This is a genomic window from Rhodococcus sp. I2R (assembly GCF_020889545.1).
Classification (GTDB): Bacteria; Actinomycetota; Actinomycetes; order Mycobacteriales; family Mycobacteriaceae; genus Rhodococcoides.
The window spans coordinates 34169-53408 of record NZ_JAHUTG010000030.1 but is presented as its reverse complement, the minus strand read 5'-3'; the positions used below and the strand labels follow the sequence as shown (position 1 = coordinate 53408).

23 protein-coding genes are annotated in these 19240 nt (G+C 64.2%); 9 read left to right on the top strand and 14 right to left on the bottom strand.

What is annotated here, in order from left to right; translation table 11 throughout:
• The first annotated feature begins 179 nt into the window (after nucleotides 1-179).
• Nucleotides 180-1832, top strand: coding sequence for a cytochrome c biogenesis protein ResB (locus tag KVY23_RS22445; RefSeq protein WP_052061714.1), 1653 nt, complete (start codon nucleotides 180-182; stop codon nucleotides 1830-1832).
• A gap of 4 nt (nucleotides 1833-1836) precedes the next feature.
• Nucleotides 1837-2808, top strand: a complete 972-nt coding sequence (ccsB, locus tag KVY23_RS22440; protein WP_032375699.1) for a c-type cytochrome biogenesis protein CcsB — start codon at nucleotides 1837-1839, stop codon at nucleotides 2806-2808.
• Between the two features lie 9 nt (nucleotides 2809-2817).
• Here the strand turns inward: ccsB and KVY23_RS22435 are convergent, their stop codons facing one another.
• Entirely contained in the window at nucleotides 2818-2949 is a 132-nt protein-coding gene (locus tag KVY23_RS22435; protein WP_080733457.1) for a DUF3703 domain-containing protein, read from the bottom strand.
• Nucleotides 2950-2960: 11 nt separating this feature from the next.
• Between KVY23_RS22435 and KVY23_RS22430 the strand changes: the two genes are divergently transcribed.
• Genes KVY23_RS22430 through KVY23_RS22420 form a run of 3 tightly spaced genes read left to right on the top strand, consistent with a single transcriptional unit; the run spans nucleotide 2961 to nucleotide 4554 of the window.
• Entirely contained in the window at nucleotides 2961-3107 is a 147-nt protein-coding gene (locus KVY23_RS22430) for a hypothetical protein (protein WP_155288776.1), read from the top strand.
• The gene (locus tag KVY23_RS22425; protein WP_080736598.1) at nucleotides 3104-3736 is read left to right on the top strand and encodes a TlpA disulfide reductase family protein; all 633 of its coding nucleotides are present in this window, start codon (nucleotides 3104-3106) and stop codon (nucleotides 3734-3736) included. Before KVY23_RS22430 ends, KVY23_RS22425 begins: the two co-directional genes overlap by 4 nt.
• Nucleotides 3733-4554, top strand: coding sequence for a cytochrome c biogenesis CcdA family protein (locus KVY23_RS22420; protein WP_032375700.1), 822 nt, complete (start codon nucleotides 3733-3735; stop codon nucleotides 4552-4554). The genes KVY23_RS22425 and KVY23_RS22420 overlap by 4 nt, the downstream gene beginning before the upstream one ends.
• A gap of 316 nt (nucleotides 4555-4870) precedes the next feature.
• On the opposite strand, the gene KVY23_RS22415 is transcribed toward KVY23_RS22420, so the two are convergent.
• From KVY23_RS22415 to KVY23_RS25215, 3 genes are all read right to left on the bottom strand, one after another.
• On the bottom strand, nucleotides 4871-5542 hold the full coding sequence (locus tag KVY23_RS22415) for a DUF305 domain-containing protein (protein WP_032375701.1): 672 nt from the start codon (nucleotides 5540-5542) through the stop codon (nucleotides 4871-4873).
• A 91-nt stretch (nucleotides 5543-5633) separates the two neighbouring features.
• Nucleotides 5634-6056 (bottom strand): DUF6153 family protein, encoded by a 423-nt coding sequence (locus KVY23_RS25315; RefSeq protein ID WP_353806439.1) that lies wholly within the window; start codon nucleotides 6054-6056, stop codon nucleotides 5634-5636.
• Nucleotides 6057-6156: 100 nt separating this feature from the next.
• A complete protein-coding gene (locus KVY23_RS25215; protein WP_206511183.1) occupies nucleotides 6157-7224 on the bottom strand; it encodes an NlpC/P60 family protein in 1068 nt (355 codons plus the stop codon).
• A gap of 281 nt (nucleotides 7225-7505) precedes the next feature.
• Between KVY23_RS25215 and KVY23_RS22405 the strand changes: the two genes are divergently transcribed.
• Entirely contained in the window at nucleotides 7506-8009 is a 504-nt protein-coding gene (locus KVY23_RS22405; RefSeq protein WP_176457804.1) for a hypothetical protein, read from the top strand.
• Nucleotides 8010-8025: 16 nt separating this feature from the next.
• Here KVY23_RS22405 and KVY23_RS22400 read toward each other — a convergent pair whose 3' ends face one another.
• The 6 genes from KVY23_RS22400 to KVY23_RS22375 form a co-directional block, all read right to left on the bottom strand.
• Nucleotides 8026-8754, bottom strand: coding sequence for a TVP38/TMEM64 family protein (locus KVY23_RS22400; protein ID WP_045841173.1), 729 nt, complete (start codon nucleotides 8752-8754; stop codon nucleotides 8026-8028).
• Nucleotides 8755-8840: 86 nt separating this feature from the next.
• Nucleotides 8841-9179, bottom strand: a complete 339-nt coding sequence (locus KVY23_RS22395; RefSeq protein ID WP_032375786.1) for a metal-sensitive transcriptional regulator — start codon at nucleotides 9177-9179, stop codon at nucleotides 8841-8843.
• Between the two features lie 23 nt (nucleotides 9180-9202).
• A complete protein-coding gene (locus KVY23_RS22390; protein ID WP_155288777.1) occupies nucleotides 9203-9370 on the bottom strand; it encodes a hypothetical protein in 168 nt (55 codons plus the stop codon).
• A gap of 108 nt (nucleotides 9371-9478) precedes the next feature.
• A complete protein-coding gene (locus KVY23_RS22385) occupies nucleotides 9479-11743 on the bottom strand; it encodes a cation-translocating P-type ATPase (protein ID WP_032375703.1) in 2265 nt (754 codons plus the stop codon).
• Between the two features lie 29 nt (nucleotides 11744-11772).
• Nucleotides 11773-12036 carry a hypothetical protein gene (locus KVY23_RS22380; RefSeq protein WP_032375704.1) on the bottom strand — a complete coding sequence of 88 codons (264 nt, stop codon included), beginning with the start codon at nucleotides 12034-12036 and terminating at the stop codon, nucleotides 11773-11775.
• Between the two features lie 32 nt (nucleotides 12037-12068).
• Nucleotides 12069-12272 carry a heavy-metal-associated domain-containing protein gene (locus KVY23_RS22375; protein WP_032375705.1) on the bottom strand — a complete coding sequence of 68 codons (204 nt, stop codon included), beginning with the start codon at nucleotides 12270-12272 and terminating at the stop codon, nucleotides 12069-12071.
• A gap of 418 nt (nucleotides 12273-12690) precedes the next feature.
• On the opposite strand from KVY23_RS22375, the gene KVY23_RS22370 reads away from it, so the two are divergent.
• Nucleotides 12691-12915, top strand: a complete 225-nt coding sequence (locus KVY23_RS22370; protein ID WP_094648397.1) for a DUF4396 domain-containing protein — start codon at nucleotides 12691-12693, stop codon at nucleotides 12913-12915.
• Nucleotides 12916-13060: 145 nt separating this feature from the next.
• On the opposite strand, the gene KVY23_RS22365 is transcribed toward KVY23_RS22370, so the two are convergent.
• The 4 genes from KVY23_RS22365 to KVY23_RS22350 form a co-directional block, all read right to left on the bottom strand.
• The gene (locus tag KVY23_RS22365) at nucleotides 13061-14350 is read right to left on the bottom strand and encodes an MFS transporter (protein WP_032375707.1); all 1290 of its coding nucleotides are present in this window, start codon (nucleotides 14348-14350) and stop codon (nucleotides 13061-13063) included.
• On the bottom strand, nucleotides 14347-15477 hold the full coding sequence (locus KVY23_RS22360; protein ID WP_032375708.1) for a PLP-dependent cysteine synthase family protein: 1131 nt from the start codon (nucleotides 15475-15477) through the stop codon (nucleotides 14347-14349). The genes KVY23_RS22365 and KVY23_RS22360 overlap by 4 nt, the downstream gene beginning before the upstream one ends.
• Nucleotides 15478-15585: 108 nt before the next feature.
• Nucleotides 15586-16005 carry a hypothetical protein gene (locus tag KVY23_RS22355; protein WP_230558238.1) on the bottom strand — a complete coding sequence of 140 codons (420 nt, stop codon included), beginning with the start codon at nucleotides 16003-16005 and terminating at the stop codon, nucleotides 15586-15588.
• 46 nt (nucleotides 16006-16051) lie between these two features.
• On the bottom strand, nucleotides 16052-16252 hold the full coding sequence (locus tag KVY23_RS22350; protein ID WP_141215005.1) for a hypothetical protein: 201 nt from the start codon (nucleotides 16250-16252) through the stop codon (nucleotides 16052-16054).
• Between the two features lie 242 nt (nucleotides 16253-16494).
• Between KVY23_RS22350 and lnt the strand changes: the two genes are divergently transcribed.
• Together lnt and KVY23_RS22340 are read left to right on the top strand one after the other, a co-directional pair.
• Nucleotides 16495-18090, top strand: a complete 1596-nt coding sequence (lnt, locus tag KVY23_RS22345; RefSeq protein ID WP_373454000.1) for an apolipoprotein N-acyltransferase — start codon at nucleotides 16495-16497, stop codon at nucleotides 18088-18090.
• Between the two features lie 187 nt (nucleotides 18091-18277).
• On the top strand, nucleotides 18278-19039 hold the full coding sequence (locus tag KVY23_RS22340) for a M23 family metallopeptidase (protein ID WP_176457818.1): 762 nt from the start codon (nucleotides 18278-18280) through the stop codon (nucleotides 19037-19039).
• Nucleotides 19040-19240 lie beyond the last annotated feature (201 nt).

Below are 19240 nucleotides of genomic sequence, written 5' to 3'. Positions count from 1 at the left end.
CGACACGCTCACCTCCCACTCGCATCGATCACCATCCCGGCAACAGGAAGCGGTGGCACACACGACGGTGCGTGCCACCGCTTCACCATGCCGTCGTTGACAGGCCGACCTCCATATGAGGCGACTACCGCACACAACTGCACACGGCCCATCAACTACTATGTTGCATAGTAATTGAGATGCAATCGTCGAAAGGGTGTGGCGGTGTGACAGCTGATCAAACCCCGGCGCTCACATCGCAGGGACGGTTACGCAGAGCAATCGCTGCGGTGCGCAACAGGTGGCGGCAACTGACCTCGATGCGAACGGCACTGGTGCTGCTGTTTTTGCTCGCTATCGCAGCAATCCCAGGCGCCCTGCTGCCACAGCGCAATCTCAACACCCAGGCGGTTGATTCCTACATCGCAGCGCGCCCGGCTCTCGGGGCCGTCATGGACACGCTGGAATTGTTCGACGTATTCGGAAGCTTCTGGTTCACCGCCATCTACGTCCTACTGTTTGTGTCGTTGATCGGCTGCCTGACTCCCCGAATGATCGAACACGGTAAAGCCCTTCGCGCACAGCCAGTTCGCGTACCCCGAAACCTTTCGCGACTACCGCTTCATCATTCGGGCGCTCTCGCCGGTAGCCCGAAAACCGTCATCGACGACATCGCGCCCCACTTGAGAGGGTGGCGTACTGCCGTTAGGCCCGAGCCCGATGGGGCGCTCACCCTCTCCGCCGAGAAGGGCTATACCCGCGAAGCGGGAAACCTACTTTTTCATTTCTCGCTGATCGGTCTGCTCGCGGCCATCGCCATCGGCAAGCTCTTCGGTTACGAAGGATCGGTCATCGTCATCGCCGACAACGGGCCCGGTTTCTGCAACACCTCGCCCGCCATCTACGACTCCTTCCGGGCCGGCAACAGCACCGACGGAACCGGGCTGGAGCCGTTCTGCATCAGAGTCAAGGACTTCAACGCCGACTACCTTGAGAACGGCCAGGCAGAGATGTTCACCTCGAACATCTCCTACCAGTCCGCCGACGACATCGCCGCAGACACCTGGCGCGACTATCAACTCAAAGTCAACGAACCCCTCCGGCTCGGAGATGAACGCATCTACCTCACCGGCCACGGATACGCCCCGGAATTCACCGTGACCTTCCCCGACGGTCAGAGTCGAACCGAGGCCCTGCAGTTCCGGCCCGACGACGCCACCACGTTCCTGAGTAGCGGGGCGTTGCGTTTCGATCCACCCGGCGGGACCTATGCCACCGCCGATGAGCGACGCCGCGGCCAGATCGCCATCGAAGGCCTCTTCGCTCCCACTGCGCAATTCAACGGAACCCTGCTCTCCTCCCGCTTCCCGGACTTGGTCGATCCTGCTGTGGCAGTGGATATCTACAAAGGAGATACCGGCCTCGACACCGGCATACCCCAGTCGATCTTCTCCCTGGACCAGGAGATGATCAACCAGGGCCGACTTGTCAAGCAGGATCGGGTGAACCTGCGTCCCGGTGAATCGACGACCCTCACCGACGGCACCAACATTCGATTCAACGGCGCCAAGGAGTTCGCCAACCTGCAGGTCGGATACGACCCCGCACAGTTGTGGGTGCTCGTGTTCGCGATCACGATGATGACCGGACTGTTGGTCTCGCTGGTGATCAAGCGACGTCGAGTCTGGTTCCGTGTACTCCCGGCCGAAACAGGCCGATCGAGCGTGGAGATGGGCGGGCTCGCCCGTACCGATCACGCCGGATGGGGACCCGAATTCGAGACCCTCCGCACCGAAATCTGGACGCCGCGGACAAAGAACCACTCCGAGACCCTCGATACAGAAACGGTGTAGCGCCATGCCGATCGACGACAACCTCGCCCGCTGGAGCGACATCAGTTTCGAGACCGCCTTCGTGGTCTACCTTCTCGCCGCGATCCTGTTCATCGCACAACTCGCAACGACACGAACAGCGACTCTGAGCCGGGCCTCGAGTCTGCATCCGCAACTGATCGCAGCGACATCATCGACACCGGGATACGTGCCGGTCCCCGAGCGAAGAGCCCCGTCCGAACGCCTGGGCCGCACGGGACTCGCCCTGGTAATGCTCGCACTCACTTTGCATATCGGGTCGATCGTCCTGCGCGGGATCGCCACTGGCCGCCCGCCGTGGGGAAACATGTACGAATTCGTCTCCGTCACATGCGCGGCCGGCATACTTGCCGGACTGATCGTGCTGCGCTCGGAGCAACTGCGCACACTATGGTTGTTCGTCCTCGTGCCGACCTTGATCCTGCTCTTCATTGCCGGAACTGTGCTCTATGCCAACGCGGCGCCCGTCGTACCAGCCTTGCAGTCGTATTGGCTCCCCGTGCACGTCTCCGTCGTCTCGCTCGGCAGCGGGGTGTTCCTGATCTCCGGTGCAGCCAGCACATTGTTCCTGATCCGGATCCGATATCCCAACAACAACGCCGTCCCCGACAGCAGAGTGGGCCGGATCGTCGCTCGTCTCCCCTCGGCGCACTCGCTCGACGTGCTGGCGTACAAGACCACCATCTTCGCGTTTCCCCTGTTCGGAATCGGTGTCATCCTCGGCGCGATCTGGGCCGAGGCCGCGTGGGGTCGGTTCTGGGGCTGGGACCCGAAAGAGACGGTCTCATTCATCGCGTGGATCATCTACGCCGCGTACCTGCACGCCCGGGCCACCAGCGGGTGGCGTGACACCCGGGCCGCGTGGATCAACATCGCCGGATTCGTGGCCATGCTGTTCAACCTGTTCATCATCAACATGGTGGTCTCCGGACTGCATTCGTACGCGGGTTTGAACTGATGTCGCCTGCTAGCCGCCGCCCTGTGCTTCGGCGAGGTCATGCGGCACCGGTCGCGTCAATCCCGCGTCGACCCGGCCGGTGTTGCCGACCGGGTATCGACCGGACCAGGATCCAGGAGCCACGACCACGATCCGAATCAACTGACTGCCTCGTGTCCGTAGTGCATTCCGGAGAGGGAAGTCACAGTGCCCCGAGCTTCGTCACCGGCCAAGACTGGGGCATCGACCGCGTCACCGATCCCACGATGTTCGAGACATCGGCGCAGATCCGTACTGCAGCAAAGGCGTCGACTTCATGAGACTCGGCCGCCCTACGGGGGCTCGCACACGCGAACAGAGCAGTCTGCCCGCCACGGCAACGGCATCCATCCTTGCCGTTGTACTCCTGGTCTCCGGATGTTCCGCAGGCGCCGACGCCGTGCCCTCCGGAGGTAGCTTCGATTTCGTTGCACCCGGTGGTCAAACCGACATCGTCTACGATCCCCCCGAAACGCGCGGAACCATCGGTGAACTCGCCGGACCCGATCTGATGGAGGAAGGTAAGAACACCGCTCTGTCGGACTATGACGGCGAGGTGGTCGTGATCAATCTCTGGGGTCAGTGGTGCGGCCCCTGCCGCGGCGAAGCCGACGACCTCGAAGAGGTCTACGAAGCAACCCGCGAGCGCGGTGTGCAGTTCCTCGGTATCAATGTTCGAGATCCGCAGAAGGACAAAGCGCAGGACTTCGTTGTCGACAACAATGTCTCCTACGCCTCGATCTACGACCCCTCGATGCGGACGCTGATCGCCCTCGGCGGGAACTACCCGACCAGCGTGATTCCCTCGACGCTGGTACTCGATCGAGAGCACCGGGTGGCGGCAGTGTTCATGCGTGCCCTCCTCGCCGAAGACCTGCTCCCTGTCGTCGAACGGATAGCAGACGAATGACTGTTCTTCTTGCCCAAGGCGGCGTTGGCTCGACGTTCCAAAATCTGGCATCGAGCGGACCTCTGGTACTGGCGATCGCCGCATGTATGCTCGCCGGGCTGGTCTCGTTCGCGTCACCGTGCGTGGTGCCCCTGGTGCCGGGCTACCTGTCGTACCTGGCGGGCATCGCAGGTGCCGACGTGCCGTCGCTCGCCGCCGCCTCGACTGGTGAAGCACCGCCGAAGCTGGCAAGCCGCTGGCGCGTGGCAGGTGCAGCGGGGTTGTTCGTCGCCGGCTTCACCATCGTCTTCGTCCTCGCCACCGCCTCGATTTTCGGGGTCATCGGCACCCTGCGCATCAACGAACAGGTGCTTCAGCAGGTCGGCGGTGCCATCACGATCATCATGGGCTTGACGTTCATCGGGTTCATTCCCGCATTCCAACGCGACACTCGATTCGCGCCGCAAACCATCTCGTCTCTTGCTGGAGCGCCGCTGCTCGGTGGCGTGTTCGCGCTCGGCTGGACGCCGTGCCTTGGCCCCACGCTCGCCGGGGTGTTGTCCGTTGCCGCTGGCACTGAAGGCGCAACCGCAGCGCGCGGCGTCACTCTCATCGTCGCCTACTGTCTGGGACTCGGTCTACCGTTCGTGGTCCTCGCGTTCGGCTCGAGTTCGGCGATGCGCGGTGTCGGCTGGCTACGGCGGAACTCGCAGAGAATCAAAGTGGCAGGCGGAGTGATCATGATCGCCGTCGGTGTCGCCCTGCTGACGGGGGTGTGGGGTCTGTTCATTGCCTGGATACGCAATGAATTCGTCAGTTCGGTTGTATTACCCATCTGAGAAGGAAACCGAGCAGCCGCACGTGCAAGACCACGCCTCCCCAACTGCCAGTGCCGGTGGTATCGAACCCACTCTCTGTCGACGGCGCGCCCCCGCCGGGCCGCGACGACCCGATCCGAGAGCCGCCCCCTGTCCCTACCGCGGATCTGCGTGTCCCAAGGACCCCGCAGGCGGGTGCATCAGCAGGGGAGGGCATGTTTCCGGGGCCGTGTTGATCGGTGTGGCAGCTAAAAGGGCCAGGTCCTTCGAAACCGAAGGGCGGGGCTCGGTATTAGCCGAGCCCCGCCCTACGGTTGATAGTTCCCAGAATTGAGAGTTACTGGGCGAGCAAACTTTCCATTGTGGAGATTTCGCTCTGCTGCGCATCGATGATTGTGGAGGCAAGCTCCTTGGCATCAGCATTGGAGCCGTCGGCCAACTCGATCTGAGCCATCTCGATTGCCCCCTTGTGGTGCTCGATCATCATGGTGAGCCACATGGAGTCGAACTCCGCTCCGTTAGCGGCCGACAACATGTCCATGTCTTCCTGGCTCATCATGCCGGTCATGCCACCGCTCCCCATGTCCATACCGCCCATGTCCATTCCGCCCATGTCCATTCCGCCCATGTCGGCGGACGCTGCGGGCTGTCCCCATGCGGTGAGCAGGGCATTCATCTGCTCCATCTCCGGTGCTTGAGCTGCTTCGATGGCCTGGGCCAGCTCGATGACCTGAGCATTCTCGGTTCGGCCGTCGACAAGTGAAGCCATCTCCACCGCTTGTGCATGGTGGGGGTACATCCCTTCGACGAACGTGACATCGGCATCGTTGAATTCGGCCGATGCTTCGGCGGAATTCTCGGAGGACGACGAGGCCGGTGTATCGCTGCTCGACATGCCGGGCATGTTCATTTCGCCGTCGTTACTGCTGCAGCCAGCGAGAACTGCGGCGGCGACAGCGGAAGCCGCCGTTATCGCGATCGTGAAACGGGTAGATCGATTCGAACGCATAACAAACTCCTGAAATTATGGTGGGGTGGTTCGGATCGACAGGCACACTGACCCGTCGACATCTGTGTCTCACACAACGGTGAGTCACCTGTCAGATCCGAAGCACAGACAATTCGGAGAGAGTGAAAATGGTCCAGGGCGGCGGGTGCCCGGTTCGACGACGAACTGCCGACAGCCGCGCAGCGTGGACGAGAGAACCGGCGAAGCCCACAACGATTGCCCGTAAGACGGCCAACGCCGCGACAGCACCGATGATAGCCAGACACAGATGCATGACCGAGCTGTGATCGCCACAGCCGTTCCCGCAGTGTGCTGCGGAACCACTCTCCGATGCTGTCGCAGATGATGCTCCCGAATGCTCGTCGACGGCAGGTGGAGCGCTCACCGTCGAGGTCATCGAGTGTTCGCCGATACTCGTCGCCGTTGCGAACGACATCGGCGCAGAATGCATGAGAAGGACTCCGAACAGCACTATCGAAGCGCAAACAGCACCTAGGAGCCACTTCTGGTTCATAGGTTCCGTGGCTGAAGTCCTCACCGGTTCGATCTTACCGGTCTGCCACACGGGCATCCGGTCTCCTCGCAGTCGCGGCGTCCGGACCGTGGACATCGAATCAGGTGGCGATGGGCCGGTTGATTGCGGTCACTTCATCCCAGGGAACGGGCGCGACTTTGACGACGTCGCCGCCGGTGGGGGCGTTGACGTATTTCCCGTCGCCGATGTAGATCCCGATGTGTCCGATCGGTGAGTAGAGAGAGATGAAGTCACCCGGTTGCACTGATTCGCGGGAGACAGGTGTGCCCGCTCGTGCTTGGTCTGCGGCCACGCGTGGAACGGTCAGTCCCAGTTGTTTGTAGGCGAAGTAGATCAGTCCGGAGCAATCGAAGGACCCCGGCCCGGTAGCTCCCCAGGAATAGGGTTTGCCGAGTTGGTCGAGGGCGATGCGCATCGCCTCCGCTGATGTTCCACTCGCAGCCGAGACGGCGGCGGGTAGCTCGGAAGGATTCGTGGTGCCGGGGCTGACGATGGCAGCTCGATCCGCATCGGTGAGGGCGGCGAATTGGTCGGTGATTTTGGCGATCTGATCGGCCAGGTCGGTCTGGCGTTGCTCGAGGTCGCGTTGTGTACGTGCGGCGTCCGCCTCGGCTACCGCAGCGGACGCCTGTGCTTGCCGGGCTTGTTCGAGCTGGTCTCGCGCTTCGTCGTCGATCTGTGTCGAGTCGGCGAGTGCAGCGGCTCGATCGGCGAGGATCCGGTCCAACAACACCATCTGATCGAGTAGTTGCTGTGGGCTGTCCGCGACCAGAACGGCCCCGAGAGGGGATTGCGGTACACCTTTGTACGCGGCGTCGACAGCTGTGGCCAGTGCTCGACGGTTGGCAGATGCGGCCACTTCGGCTTCCCGAGCCGCCGCCGAGGTCTCGTGGGCGAATTGAACTGCGGTACTCAGTTCGCCGCGGCGACGATCGAGGGTGTCCTGCGCGGCGTACATGCTCTCGGTGAGAGTGAAGGCGGTCGCATTGAGTTCAGCGAGTTGTCGTACGGCTTCGGATGCGTTCACCGGGGGTGCAGCAGGGTCCGCCGAAGCTGGAGCATTTACCGAAAATGCCGCGGCAACAACGATGATCGAGGCGATCAGGGTAGCGCGGACACGCCGCGTCGGGCCTGAAAAAGAATGCACAGAAGAAATCCTCTGGGGTCGGTGTGGGTTCCCTGCGTCACCAGCGAAGGAAACGGAGCGCGGCGAGAGCCGCATGGGACTGTGTCCGGCCTCGCCGGTCACCATTGTCGGGTATCGGCAGTCGTAGACGGTTCCTCACGGTCGGCTGAGGCTCGCGTCGACGCTCGACGCCTGTGCCGTATGGGCGGCGAGTCGGCGTCGATTGACGCCGACTCACCGCACCTGCAAACTACTATCATTCATAGTAGATGGTGGGGTGGTATCCGCTGACCGGGAGAGGGATGACGACTGTGACGATGCGTGACTGGCCGGCGCGGCGTTGGGTGGCCGCGTTACTGGGCGCGACGGTGGCCGCGCTGGTCGTGGCGATCCCCACCGGGATCATCCACACTGCGTTCTACGTTCGAATGACCCCGGTGTTGTGGTGGAACTATCCGGTGTGGATTGCCACCGCAGTTCTCAGTGGCCTCATTCTTGCGACATACGTGAGCACTGGGCTGGCGTCGTCGGTTTCTTCCCGTGTAGGGGTCAGTGCGAATGCGTTGTCGTTGTTGGCAGTCGGATGTCCGATATGCAACAAACTGGTAGTGGTGGCGGTCGGGGTGAGCGGTGCTCTGGATCTATGGGCACCCGTGCAGCCCGTAATCGGAGTGATGTCGGTGGGGGTGATGGTGTGGGCTCTTCGACTGCGAATCCGCGGGGAACGCGCGTGCCCTACTTCTCGCGTAGGTCAGGAGTTCGGCAACTCCGCTGGCTTTGGCGGTGCAGGCGCAGCAAAATTGTAGGATTTCTCGCCACGTCCTATCCGCGGTCCGGCAGCAACAGACGACGAAGGCGACCGCTTCTCGATGCGCCATCTGCGGTGTTGGGCTGTGCCTGCGACACCGGCAGGCGGGCGTCGGCCAGCAATCCTGCCACCCCGGCGGCCACGCAGGCCGACGTCACCACTATCAATGCCGGATTCGTTCGCCCGGTCAAAGCGTCCCCGAACAGCACCGCGGCGATCGTACCGGGCAGAATCCCCACGACAGTGGCCGTCGTGTAGGGCAGCAGGCGCACCGCGGAGAGTCCGGAGCAGTAGTTGACCAGGGCGAACGGTGCCGGGGCAATGAGCCGCAAGGACCCGACGGCCAGCCACCCCCGCCGAGCCAACCGGGCATCGATGGACTTGACCGCAGGATTCGTCAGCCGCTCCTGCACCGCGGTGCGCCCGAGCGCGCGCACCAGCAGCAACGCCAGCACAGCGCTGACAGTTGTGGCGGCGATCGTGACGGCGACCCCGGTGGCGGGACCGAACAACAGTCCGGCGCTGAGGGTGAACACCGTGCGCGGTACCGGGGCAATCGTCAACACCGCCTGGGTCAGAAAGAACACCACCACGAACGACGGGCCCATCGACTCCGCCCACTCGCGCACCACAATGATCGACGGGCGGGGTACGAGGGCGGCAGCCACTGCCAGTATTGCCAGCGCTGCCACGGTGGCGAGGACTCGGCGATCGCGCAGAATCGCCGATACGGTTTCGGTCATGACGGTCTCTGCCTGCGCCGCCTCGCCGAGGTTTCCGACAAGCACGCGGGAGTGGACGGCGAGGAATGGCTTCGCACTGCCGGTGCTCAGGAGCGGACGAGCCGTGAGATCGCGTCGGTGGCCTCTTTGATCTTCGCGTCGGCTTGGGGACCGCCGGCGATGGCGGCGTCGACCACGCAGTGGCTGATGTGAGCTTCGAGCAGGCCCATGGCCACCGCCTGCAAGGCTTTGGTCATCGCCGAGACCTGGGTGAGGATGTCGATGCAGTACTTGTCTTCCTCGACCATGCGCTGCAGTCCTCGGGCCTGGCCTTCGATGCGCTTGAGGCGTTTGAGGTAGGCGTCCTTTTCGGTGATGTAGCCGTGCGCGGCGTGATCATGGCCGTCGGTCTCGGCGGGTGCCTGCGCGGCCGCGGGAGTGGCCATGGTGTCCTCCTGGAATCCGAGTGTCATGCCGAGCATCCTCGATTATGCCCGCCCGGGGTATGGCGCGAGAGGGTCGGTCCGTCGAGTCGTCGCTGGGCCGCCGCCGCAGCGCACATCACCGCGCAGCGGGCCACCGCTCGGGTCGCCGGGTGCCGGGTGATCTGCACCAAGGTCGTTGTCACGAAGGACATGGCCCTCTCCTTTCGTAGGCTGCATCGGGGTTGTAGCGGTGGGGTGGGGTGGCGCGCCTGCATGCCACGCCCACCCCAGCCTTTTGGGTGCTTGTTCTACCCGCGCGGTTATCCGGTGAGGGACTTGAACCGGCGCAACCGCAAGCTGTTGCTGACCACGAACACCGACGAGAACGCCATCGCTGCACCGGCCAGCATCGGATTGAGCAGCCCGGCCGCAGCCAAGGGGAGGGCGGCCACGTTGTAGGCGAACGCCCAGAACAAGTTGCCCTTGATGGTGCCCAACGTTCGGCGGGACAGGCGGATAGCATCCGCTGCTGCGCGCAGATCACCGCGCACCAACGTCAGATCGCTGGCTTCGATCGCAACGTCGGTACCGGTGCCCATCGCCAGACCGAGGTCGGCCTGCGCCAACGCGGCGGCGTCGTTCACGCCGTCGCCGACCATCGCCACTACCTTGCCCTGCTCCTGCAGCCTTTTGACGACGTCCACCTTGTCTGCGGGCAGCACCTCCGCGATCACTTCGTGGATGCCGACCTGGTCGGCGATGGCACGCGCGGCGGCTGCGTTGTCGCCGGTGAGCATGATCGGCGTCAAACCCAGGCCCCGCAGCTGCTCGATCGCCTCGGCGGAGGTGGGTTTGACCGCGTCGGCGACGACCAGTACTCCGCGAGCCCGACCGTCCCAACCGACTGCGACGGCGGTCTTGCCCTCGGATTCGGCTGCACGCATCGCACTTTCGAGTTCGTCCGGCAGCTGCTGCGCCCGGTCGGCGAGGAGGCGGGCCCGTCCGACGATCATTGCGTGGTCGTCGACTATGCCCTGCACCCCGAGGCCTTCGATATTTATAAACTGCTCCACCGGTGGCAGGGCTCCGACCTTCTCGCGGGCACCTTTGGCGATGGCCTGGGCGATGGGGTGCTCGGACGAATCTTCGAGTGCACCGGCCAGGCGCAGCACCTGCGCGGTGTCCTCGCCGTCGGCGGTGATCACGTCGAGCAGAGTCATCTTGCCGGTGGTGACGGTGCCGGTCTTGTCGAGTACCACGGTGTCGACACGGCGGGTCGATTCGAGCACTTCGGGACCCTTGATCAGGATGCCGAGCTGAGCGCCGCGGCCGGTGCCGACCATCAGCGCGGTCGGGGTGGCCAGGCCGAGGGCACACGGGCAGGCGATGATCAGGACGGCGACGGCTGCGGTGAACGCGGCCGCGATCCCACCGCCGGTGCCGATCCAGAAGCCGAGTGTCGCCGCGGCAAGGGCGATCACGATCGGGACGAAGACTCCGGAGATCTTGTCGGCCAGACGCTGAGCTTGGGCTTTACCGGTCTGAGCGTCTTCGACGAGTTTCGCCATCTGTGCGAGCTGGGTGTCCGAGCCGATGCGGGTCGCCCGGACCACGATTCGGCCACCGACGTTGACCGTCGCGCCGACGACCAGATCATCGGGTCCTACCTCGACGGGCACGGATTCGCCGGTCAACATCGAATTGTCGACCGCGGAAGAGCCGTCGGCGACCACGCCGTCGGTGGCGATCTTCTCCCCGGGGCGGACGACGAACTCGTCACCGACGATGAGTTGATCGGTGGGGATGCGCTGTTCGACACCCTCGCGCAGGACGGAGACTTCCTTGGCACCGAGCTCGAGCAGGGCACGCAGGGCGGCACCGGCGCGTCGCTTGGAGCGTGCTTCGAAGTAGCGGCCGGCGAGGATGAAGGTGGTGACTCCGGCTGCGGCCTCGAGGTAGATGTTGCCGGCCCCGTCGGAGCGGGAGATGGTCAGCTCGAACGGGTGTGTCATGCCGGCCGTTCCGGCGGTGCCCCAGAACAGGGCATACAACGACCACCCCAGTGCTGCGATGGTGCCCATCGAGATCAGGGTGTCCATCGTTGAGGTGGCGTGCCGCAGATTGGTGAAGGCGGCCTTGTGGAACGGCCATGCCCCCCACACCACCACGGGTGCGGCGAGGGTCAGGGAAAGCCACTGCCAGTTGGTGAACTGCAGTACCGGAACCATGGCCATCGCGATCACCGGCACGCTGAGCACCAGCGATATGAGCAGGCGTTGGCGCAGCGAGGCGGTGGGGTCGATCTCGGCTGGCCCGGCCGCGTCGGGGTCGGTGGAGGAGGCGGCGGGCGCGGGGACCGTGGCGGTGTAGCCGGCCTGCTCGACGGTGCCCACGAGATCCTCGGTCGAGACATCACCGACGTAGTCGACGCGTGCTTTTTCGGTGGCGTAGTTCACCGTCGCGGTGACACCGTCGAGCTTGTTGAGCTTTTTCTCGATCCGGTTCGCGCAGGAGGCGCAGGTCATACCACTGATGTCGAGTTCGACCCGGCCGTCGGCGGTGGGGTGGTGCGTGACGGGATTCATCGTCGCTCCTCTCGGGGTGTGGTGGTGTGTCAGTGTCCGTGCCCGGCGGGCATCGGCTCCGAGGCGGCGGGCACCGCGGCGTATCTGCTGTCGGTGACCATCAATCCTCCAGGTCTCTGATTGGCGACGGGCCCGCCCGCAGTGGACACCGCGGCGGCGTCGTGAGTCGAGGTGTCGTGTGTGTCGGGTGGTGCGGCACCTTCGGGGCCGAAGGCGTCCCCGGCTCCGAAGGCGAGCCCGAAGACCGCGGCTAGGGCGATGGTGAATCCGACGAACTTCGATGATGCGTTCATCGTGCGAATCTCCTGTCCGGGTCTGGTGTCGATCAGGAGGCGAGCTGGTAGCCGGCCTCGTCGACTGCGTGGGCGATGGCCGTCTGCTCGATCGGGGTGTCCGAGTCGATATCGACTCGGCCGCTCGCGAGGTCGACATTCACGGCGGTCACACCGGGGATGCCGCTGATCTCCTCTCGGACCGAGGAGACGCAGTGCCCGCAGGTCATTCCGGTGACGGTGACGGTGGTGTTCATCGATGCCCTTCTTTCTTCGATTCGGAATGTGATCGAGGTCGTCGCGACCCACTTACAGATTTACCATACCCCCCTACGGTATGCAACGAGATGTGCCGCACCGGTGCTACGGCATGACCCTGGGCACTGACCGGAACACCGCCCTCGGATGCGGGAGCGGCACCCAGAATCGAACGTCGCACCAGAGCCTGCATCGGCGGGCGTCCTCGACTCCGGCTACTACGAACGCGGATTACGCGCGCGCAGAGATGCCCACAATCTTCTCGATGATGTCGCTTCCGTCCTTGCCGACGTCGAATCTCGTGCGGACAGAGTGTTCTTTGGGTGATGATCATCGTCATCGCCATACTGGCCACGATCATGCTCTTCGTATACGAGCGTTCGGCCATCACACCGGTAGTCGGTACGCAGGCAATCCATTCGGCGTTCTGTCGTGGCTGCGCTCGGCGTCGCTGCACTGACCGTACTGGCGTTCGACCTCGGGATGGGTGGCTGGATGCTGCTGCTGTACTACACCGAGACCATGCCACCGGCCACCGACGCTGCGTTCTGGATGCTCATGCAAATCGGTATCGTCCTCGGGGTGGTCACGGGTTACCCCGTCGTCCGTCGCCTCCAACGTCACCGCAACACCCCCGCCTGAGGCGTGGGTGGCCCGCATTCGTGTGAATGCGGGCCACCGGTCGGTGGATAGTCGTGAACGGTGCCGCGTCACACCCTCTGTTCGGCAACCATCGTCGAGGTCTCGGGTGTGGGCAATGCAGGCCACTTCTCGGCGTGCACTGCCGCTAGCCGGTGGCCGGTACCTCGCCGCTTTCGGTCACCGTGGTCTCGGTGGGGGGTGGGGTGAGCCGGTCGGATCGATCGAGCGCATAGAGAGCGGCCACAGATGCCGCCCCGACCAGGGTCAGTATCGCCCAGATCAGTGCACCCAGATGCGCGTCGCTGAGAAGCCCGAAGACGGCTCCTGTACCCAGGTTGCCGAGCAGGATGCCGACCCCGACGATGGTGTTGTAGAACCCGTAATGGGTGGCCACCAGCTTCCCGCCCGACAGGGTCACCACCGTGTCCATCTCGAACGGAAACACCGCGGCGGTGCCGACCGCCAACAGTGCAGCGGTGAACACCAGGGCACCGGCGGCGGCCCACCCGCCCAGCGCGGCCGGGCTCGGCAGCACGATCAGCGGGAGGAACGCCAGCGCCATGATTGCCATACCGACCACCACGCTTCGCCCCGAACCCCACCTGCGGGACAACCAGGACGTGATCCGGAACTGCCCGGCGATCGCGACCACGCCGGAGACCACGAACAACGAGGTCACCAGAGCGGTGTCGGACCTGCCGTTACCGACTACCACCGCAGCCTGCAGCGGCAGCGCAAGATAGATCTGGAACGAAAGCACGTAGGATCCGATCATCGCCAGCGCGAACAGCACGAAGGGTCGGTTGGCCATCACCACCCGCCAGTCCTCGAGTACCGATGTCGTGGCCCCGGTCGTCTCGGCCCGGTGCGCGGGGAGCGTCCAAATCTGCACGATCGTCAGAACAGCAAAAATCGCGGCCGCTGCCAGTGAGGTGACTCGGAAGTCGAGGGTGGTCAGAGCGAGACCGATCAACGGGCCCAGCAGAATCCCGGCCTGATAGAACACGTTGAACACCGCGAACGCCTCGACCCGCCGTGGCCCTGCGTCGGCGGCCAGATACGCCCGCACGGCCGGGTTGAACAGCGCACCGGCGAACCCGGTCGCGGCCGAGGCGAGCAGGATCGCCGGCAGCGATTCCACGGCCGCGAGCAGTACGAAACCGGCAACTCGCAGCAGGCAGCCGGCGACGATCAGGGGTTTGTATCCGAGGCGGTCGGCGAGGGTGCCGCCGAGCAGGAACATCCCTTGCTGGGAGAAGTTCCGCATCCCCAGCACCAGCCCGACCGCCCACGCCGCCAGGCCCAGGGAACCGGCCAGATACCCGGCCAGGTACGGCATCAGCATGTAGAAACCGACGTTGATGGAGAACTGGTTGACCATCAACACCTGGCTGGGCCGGTCGAAGCTACGGAACTTGGTCAGAAAAGTTTTCATCGAACGCTCTCGGTGGGATCGACGACGGTGGGATCGACGACGGTGGCGCACCGCGTCCACGACGTCACAGTCTCATCGGTGGGGTGGGCGATGGTCGTCGGCTCGGTCGGCGGGTCAACGTCGAGCAGGCCGTGCTCGGTGCAGTAGTCGTCGTTGTAGATGGTGTCGAAGTAGCGCTGCGGTCCGTCGGGGAAGACGGCCGCGACCCGGGTCTCCGGCGGGCTGGTGCGAGCGATCCAGCCGGCCGCGAGGGCGACGGCCCCGACGCTCCAGCCGCCGCTGGCGTGGTGCGTCGCCGCCAGGGTGCGGCACGACCACACCGCTTCGTGCGGGGCCACCCAGTGCACCTCGTCGAAGGCGGGATAGTCGATGTTGTCGGGATAGATGCTCGAACCCAACCCGCGCATGAGCCGAGTGCTGGCGGGTTGCCCGAAGATCGTCGATCCGATGGTGTCGACACCGACCAGTTTCAGGTCGGGGCAGAACTGCCGGAGCACCCGGGCCACCCCGGCGGAGTGCCCTCCGGTGCCCACCGAGCAAACCAAGGTGTCGACGCGTCCGAGCTGGGCGATGAGTTCGTGAGCGAGCGACTCGTACGCCTCGACATTGTCCGGGTTGGTGTACTGATCCGGGCACCACGACCCTGGATGTGTATCGAGGAGCTCACGGACCTTCTCACGCCGGGCCTGCTGCCAGCCGCCGTCGGGGTGCGGTGTGGTGACCAGTTCGACGCGGGCACCGTACGCGGCGAGCATCCGGTGCACGATCGGTTCCAGTCCCGGGTCGGCGACGAGGGTGACGGGGTGGTGATGGGTGATCCCGGCCAGGGCCAGACCCAGGCCGAGGGTTCCGCTGGTGGATTCGATGATCATCGCGCCGGGAGCGAGGTCGCCGCGGGCCTTGGCTTTTTCGACCATGTGCAGCGCGGGGCGGTCTTTCATCCCACCGGGATTGCTGCCTTCGAGTTTCGCCCAGAAGCCGCGGCCGGAGTCCGCGAACGGTTCACCGATCCACAGAACGGGCGTGTTGCCGACCATTGTGCTCGGTTCCGGGCAGTTCTTGGCGGTCGCCAACATGTGGCCGGCGGAGGACGGTGGCACGAGTGTGGAGCGAACAGCACTGTTCATGATGAGTAGTCCCTGTATGTGATCTGCGAGGAGCGCAGTAAGTGAGTGATGGGCAGCACGAACTGGGCCATGAGAGGAGAAGTCCTCGGATGGCCCGCGGGCTGCTGATCAGCACCTGTTGATACAGAGTTCGTTCAAGACGGTTCGGCCGTGCCGGATCGGAATGGGTAGATCCGGTGGGGCTCGCGAAATGCGCGGGGCAGACATCGCCACCAACACCACAGCGAAGGCCATCGCTGCGACCGCGGCGATGGTCGATGGGCGGGGCGGGTTGTCGGATCGGGGCATTGCGATGACGGTGTTCGTATCGTGCGCCATGTGGGGCGATCCGTCGTCGATGTGCGCGTGGTTGGGGGAGAGTTCCGCGGCGGCCTGAGACGAGGACGAAACGATGTGTACGCCGTCGCTGTGATGGTCCTGTTCCCAGGCGATGCCGCATTGAGCGATGGTGTGAGCCAACAAATACAGGACAGCGGCGACTGCGATAACCGTCCGCAGGCGCGGCGGGCCCAGCACAGAGATTCTCACAACGCCTCGATGGTAGCAGCCGGAAACTGGGTTGGCCCAAACCCATTCAGGGTGCCCCTGATGTGCCGCCGCCGAATCGGGCGGTCACACCGCCCGCCCGCAGGCACCACATGTTTCTGGTCACGTCGAACACGGCCAGGACGATCGGGGCGGTGATCATGATGGCCGCCAGAGCAGATGCACCCGCATATGTCGGCGTGCTGCGGCGCGGTAGAAGCCAGTCTCCATCCCGGGGTCCAGCACGCATCTTGTGCGAGCCGAGGGTGGTCCGTGCACCGGTCGATGCCCGGCCACGAAGGGCACCGCGAAGGACAAAGGGCACAGCGAAGGTGCGCGGTCGATATCCCGGGGTATGCATCGACGTCGCAGAGGCGCGGTGTCGGCGGGGGAGCCGGTCCGGGCTCACCGCTGTTACTACTATCGTGCATAGTAGTAACCGAGGGTGGTCAGGTGGCGCTATGCCGTACATGAGAAAAGAGCCATGCAGGCATGCTCGATATCGAGTCCAGCGCAACAACAATGAACCGTCACCGACGAACCCGACGTCGTGCGTTCACCGCGATAGCAGGCAGGTCATCGTCCGCGGTATCTGCTGGTGTGCTGTTGTACGCGGGCTTTCCACCTCGGTCGCTGTGGTTCCTCGCGCCGCTGGGTATCGGGGTTCTTGTTCTCGTCATCCGCGGCCGTTCTATCCGGGCGGCATTCTTCTATGGGTATCTGTCGGGGCTTGCGTTCTTTCTGCCCCTTCTGCCCTGGGTGGGCGTCTACGTCGGCGCCCCGCCGTGGCTGGCGCTCGCGGCGATCCAAGCGATAGCAGTGGCACTGTTCTGCGCTGCAGCGGCCGCAGTGTCCGGGTTGCGCTTCGAAGCGCTGTGGATCGCCGCGATCTGGACCGCCACCGAAGGTCTGCGCGCACGGATTCCGTTCGGGGGATTTCCGTGGGGGAGATTAGCTTTCGCCCAAGCAGACGGCCCTCTGCTCTCGCTTGCCGCGTTCGCCGGTGCGCCCGGTGTATCTTTCGCAGTCGCAGTGATCGGCGCGGCACTGGCAAGTGTGGTCCGCCAGGTACGCTCGCCGACGTCGCGATTCGCAGTCGGATCGGTGGCCACTGTGGTGATCGTGCCAGCTCTGGCTTTCGCGCTCACTCCCGCTGGCGACGCAGGCGCAGCGCGTGCGACGGTCGCCGTTGTGCAAGGCAACGTTCCGCGGTTGGGTCTGGACTTCAACTCGCAACGTCGAGCAGTTCTCGACAATCACATCGAGCGAACAAGGCAACTCGGGGACGACATCACCGTCGGCAGTGTGCCCGCTCCCGACCTGGTGATCTGGCCGGAGAATGCATCCGATATCGATCCGCTGCGCAATGCCGACGCCACTGCCGGGATCGACGCTGCAGCGCGGTCGGTCGGGGTGCCGATTCTGGTCGGTGCGGTCCTTGGCAACGACGACGGCACCTCGACGAATACCTCGATCGTGTGGGATCCGGTACTCGGACCGGGGGAGCGACACGACAAACGCAAACTTGTTCCTTTCGGAGAGTATCTCCCGATGCGATCTGTGATGACGGCGTTGTCCTCGTACGCCTCGCAGGCCGGTAACTTCGTTCCCGGGTCGGGCGACGGTGTCGTCGATATCGCCGGAATTCCGACGGCCGTCGCCACGTGTTACGAGGTCGCGTTCGATGACCTGGTCACTGAGTCCGTGCGTGCGGGGGCGCAGCTGATCACGGTCCCCACCAACAATGCGACGTTCGGGCGCACCGACATGACCTACCAGCAGTTGGCGATGTCGCGGCTGCGGGCGGTCGAGCACAACAGGACTGTTCTCGTTGCGGCGACCAGTGGGGTCAGTGCCGTCATCGACCCACAGGGGAAGGTCGCAGATCGTTCGGGCTTGTTCACTGCGCAGACGTTGGTCGCTGATGTTGCCCTGGAAACGAGATCGACGTGGGCGACAAAGCTGGGACCGCTTCCGGAGTACGCCGCGGTCGTTCTTGCTGTCGTGGGGTGTGCTCTCGCATGGAGAAGGCAGCGTTCGCCGGCCGATGGTCTCCGACCGTCGACGTCCGGTGCTACCGCGCTGTGAGGCACGAAACCACTGCGGGGGACATCGAACTACTAACCATGATAGTAATTACCCCACTCGTCGTGTATCTTTTCGTTATCGCGTCGTGATCCGTTCGATACATCAGTGAGGTGCGCACGTCGATGATTACGCCTCGCTCCATTCGATTTCCGAGGACTCTGCTGTGGCACAACACCGTATGACCCGCATGACCGACCGACGTCGACAGTTGATGGACTGTGACGTGCAGGGAGTGGCGGTGACGCCGAGAGGGCGGCATCGCGCTCGGGCGCGCGCCACCGAGCGCCGCGGCAGTGTCGCTGTCGGTATTGCGGTGGCAGCGGGCGCTCTGGTCACGGCGGGTGCCCAATATGCGAGTCCCGCACAGGCGCAGGCAGTCCCCGTGCACGAAGCGACACCGATGCAGGACCCGGTGGCCGAATACTTGCCTCAGATCCTCGCCATACCGGAGATCTCCAATATCAACGATGCGATCGAGCAGTTGGCGAAGGGGCAACGAAGGGCAGAGGAGAGCGCTGCGCGTGATGCAGCGGCGCTGCGACCACTCGTCGTTCGTCCGGTCGCCGGGACCCTGACCTCGGATTTCGGTCCACGATGGGGGACTACGCACACCGGGCTCGACATCGCCAACGCTATCGGAACTCCCGTCTACGCGGCAGCCGACGCTACCGTGCTCGACTCCGGTCCTGCAGACGGATTCGGCCTCTGGGTACGTCTTCAACATGACGATGGAACGACAACGGTCTACGGGCACATCGATCAAACCTTGGTGACAGTGGGGCAACGAGTACAAGCCGGTGAGCAGATCGCCACCGTCGGCAATCGTGGCCAATCGACCGGGCCTCACCTGCATTTCGAGGTCGTCGACGCGGCGGGGAGCAAGGTCGATCCTCAGGAGTGGCTCGCCTCTCGGGGTGTCGCGCTGTCCGACGCGGCTGTTCGGTCGTAGGCCCCCGTTTCACCTCTCGGGCTCGCAGTAGGTACGGCGAACTTACCGGAATGCGGGCGATCGTACTGCGCTCCCGCTGAACATGTCGAGGCACCGAGGGTTCAGGTCTGATGGTGAAAACGAGACCGCAGAGACGCATCCGAAGTCAGTGCAACAGTGCGGAATTCGTTCCCATCGGCGGGCCGTGCGGTCGAGGCTCGG

What these genes read in the sequence shown, in the direction of transcription:
- KVY23_RS25315 (WP_353806439.1), bottom strand. Translation starts at nt 6,056, where the DNA reads ATGAACCAGAAGTGGCTCCTAGGTGCTGTTTGCGCTTCGATAGTGCTG.
- KVY23_RS22390 (WP_155288777.1), bottom strand. Translation starts at nt 9,370, where the DNA reads ATGTCCTTCGTGACAACGACCTTGGTGCAGATCACCCGGCACCCGGCG.
- KVY23_RS22400 (WP_045841173.1), bottom strand. Translation starts at nt 8,754, where the DNA reads ATGACCGAAACCGTATCGGCGATTCTGCGCGATCGCCGAGTCCTCGCC.
- KVY23_RS22395 (WP_032375786.1), bottom strand. Translation starts at nt 9,179, where the DNA reads ATGGCCACTCCCGCGGCCGCGCAGGCACCCGCCGAGACCGACGGCCAT.
- KVY23_RS22420 (WP_032375700.1), top strand. Translation starts at nt 3,733, where the DNA reads ATGACTGTTCTTCTTGCCCAAGGCGGCGTTGGCTCGACGTTCCAAAAT.
- KVY23_RS22360 (WP_032375708.1), bottom strand. Translation starts at nt 15,477, where the DNA reads ATGAACAGTGCTGTTCGCTCCACACTCGTGCCACCGTCCTCCGCCGGC.
- KVY23_RS22445 (WP_052061714.1), top strand. Translation starts at nt 180, where the DNA reads ATGCAATCGTCGAAAGGGTGTGGCGGTGTGACAGCTGATCAAACCCCG.
- KVY23_RS22425 (WP_080736598.1), top strand. Translation starts at nt 3,104, where the DNA reads ATGAGACTCGGCCGCCCTACGGGGGCTCGCACACGCGAACAGAGCAGT.
- KVY23_RS22415 (WP_032375701.1), bottom strand. Translation starts at nt 5,542, where the DNA reads ATGCGTTCGAATCGATCTACCCGTTTCACGATCGCGATAACGGCGGCT.
- KVY23_RS22405 (WP_176457804.1), top strand. Translation starts at nt 7,506, where the DNA reads ATGACGACTGTGACGATGCGTGACTGGCCGGCGCGGCGTTGGGTGGCC.
- KVY23_RS22350 (WP_141215005.1), bottom strand. Translation starts at nt 16,252, where the DNA reads ATGCGTGCTGGACCCCGGGATGGAGACTGGCTTCTACCGCGCCGCAGC.
- KVY23_RS22385 (WP_032375703.1), bottom strand. Translation starts at nt 11,743, where the DNA reads ATGAATCCCGTCACGCACCACCCCACCGCCGACGGCCGGGTCGAACTC.
- KVY23_RS22365 (WP_032375707.1), bottom strand. Translation starts at nt 14,350, where the DNA reads ATGAAAACTTTTCTGACCAAGTTCCGTAGCTTCGACCGGCCCAGCCAG.
- ccsB (WP_032375699.1), top strand. Translation starts at nt 1,837, where the DNA reads ATGCCGATCGACGACAACCTCGCCCGCTGGAGCGACATCAGTTTCGAG.
- KVY23_RS22375 (WP_032375705.1), bottom strand. Translation starts at nt 12,272, where the DNA reads ATGAACACCACCGTCACCGTCACCGGAATGACCTGCGGGCACTGCGTC.
- KVY23_RS22340 (WP_176457818.1), top strand. Translation starts at nt 18,278, where the DNA reads ATGACCGACCGACGTCGACAGTTGATGGACTGTGACGTGCAGGGAGTG.
- lnt (WP_373454000.1), top strand. Translation starts at nt 16,495, where the DNA reads ATGCTCGATATCGAGTCCAGCGCAACAACAATGAACCGTCACCGACGA.
- KVY23_RS22380 (WP_032375704.1), bottom strand. Translation starts at nt 12,036, where the DNA reads ATGAACGCATCATCGAAGTTCGTCGGATTCACCATCGCCCTAGCCGCG.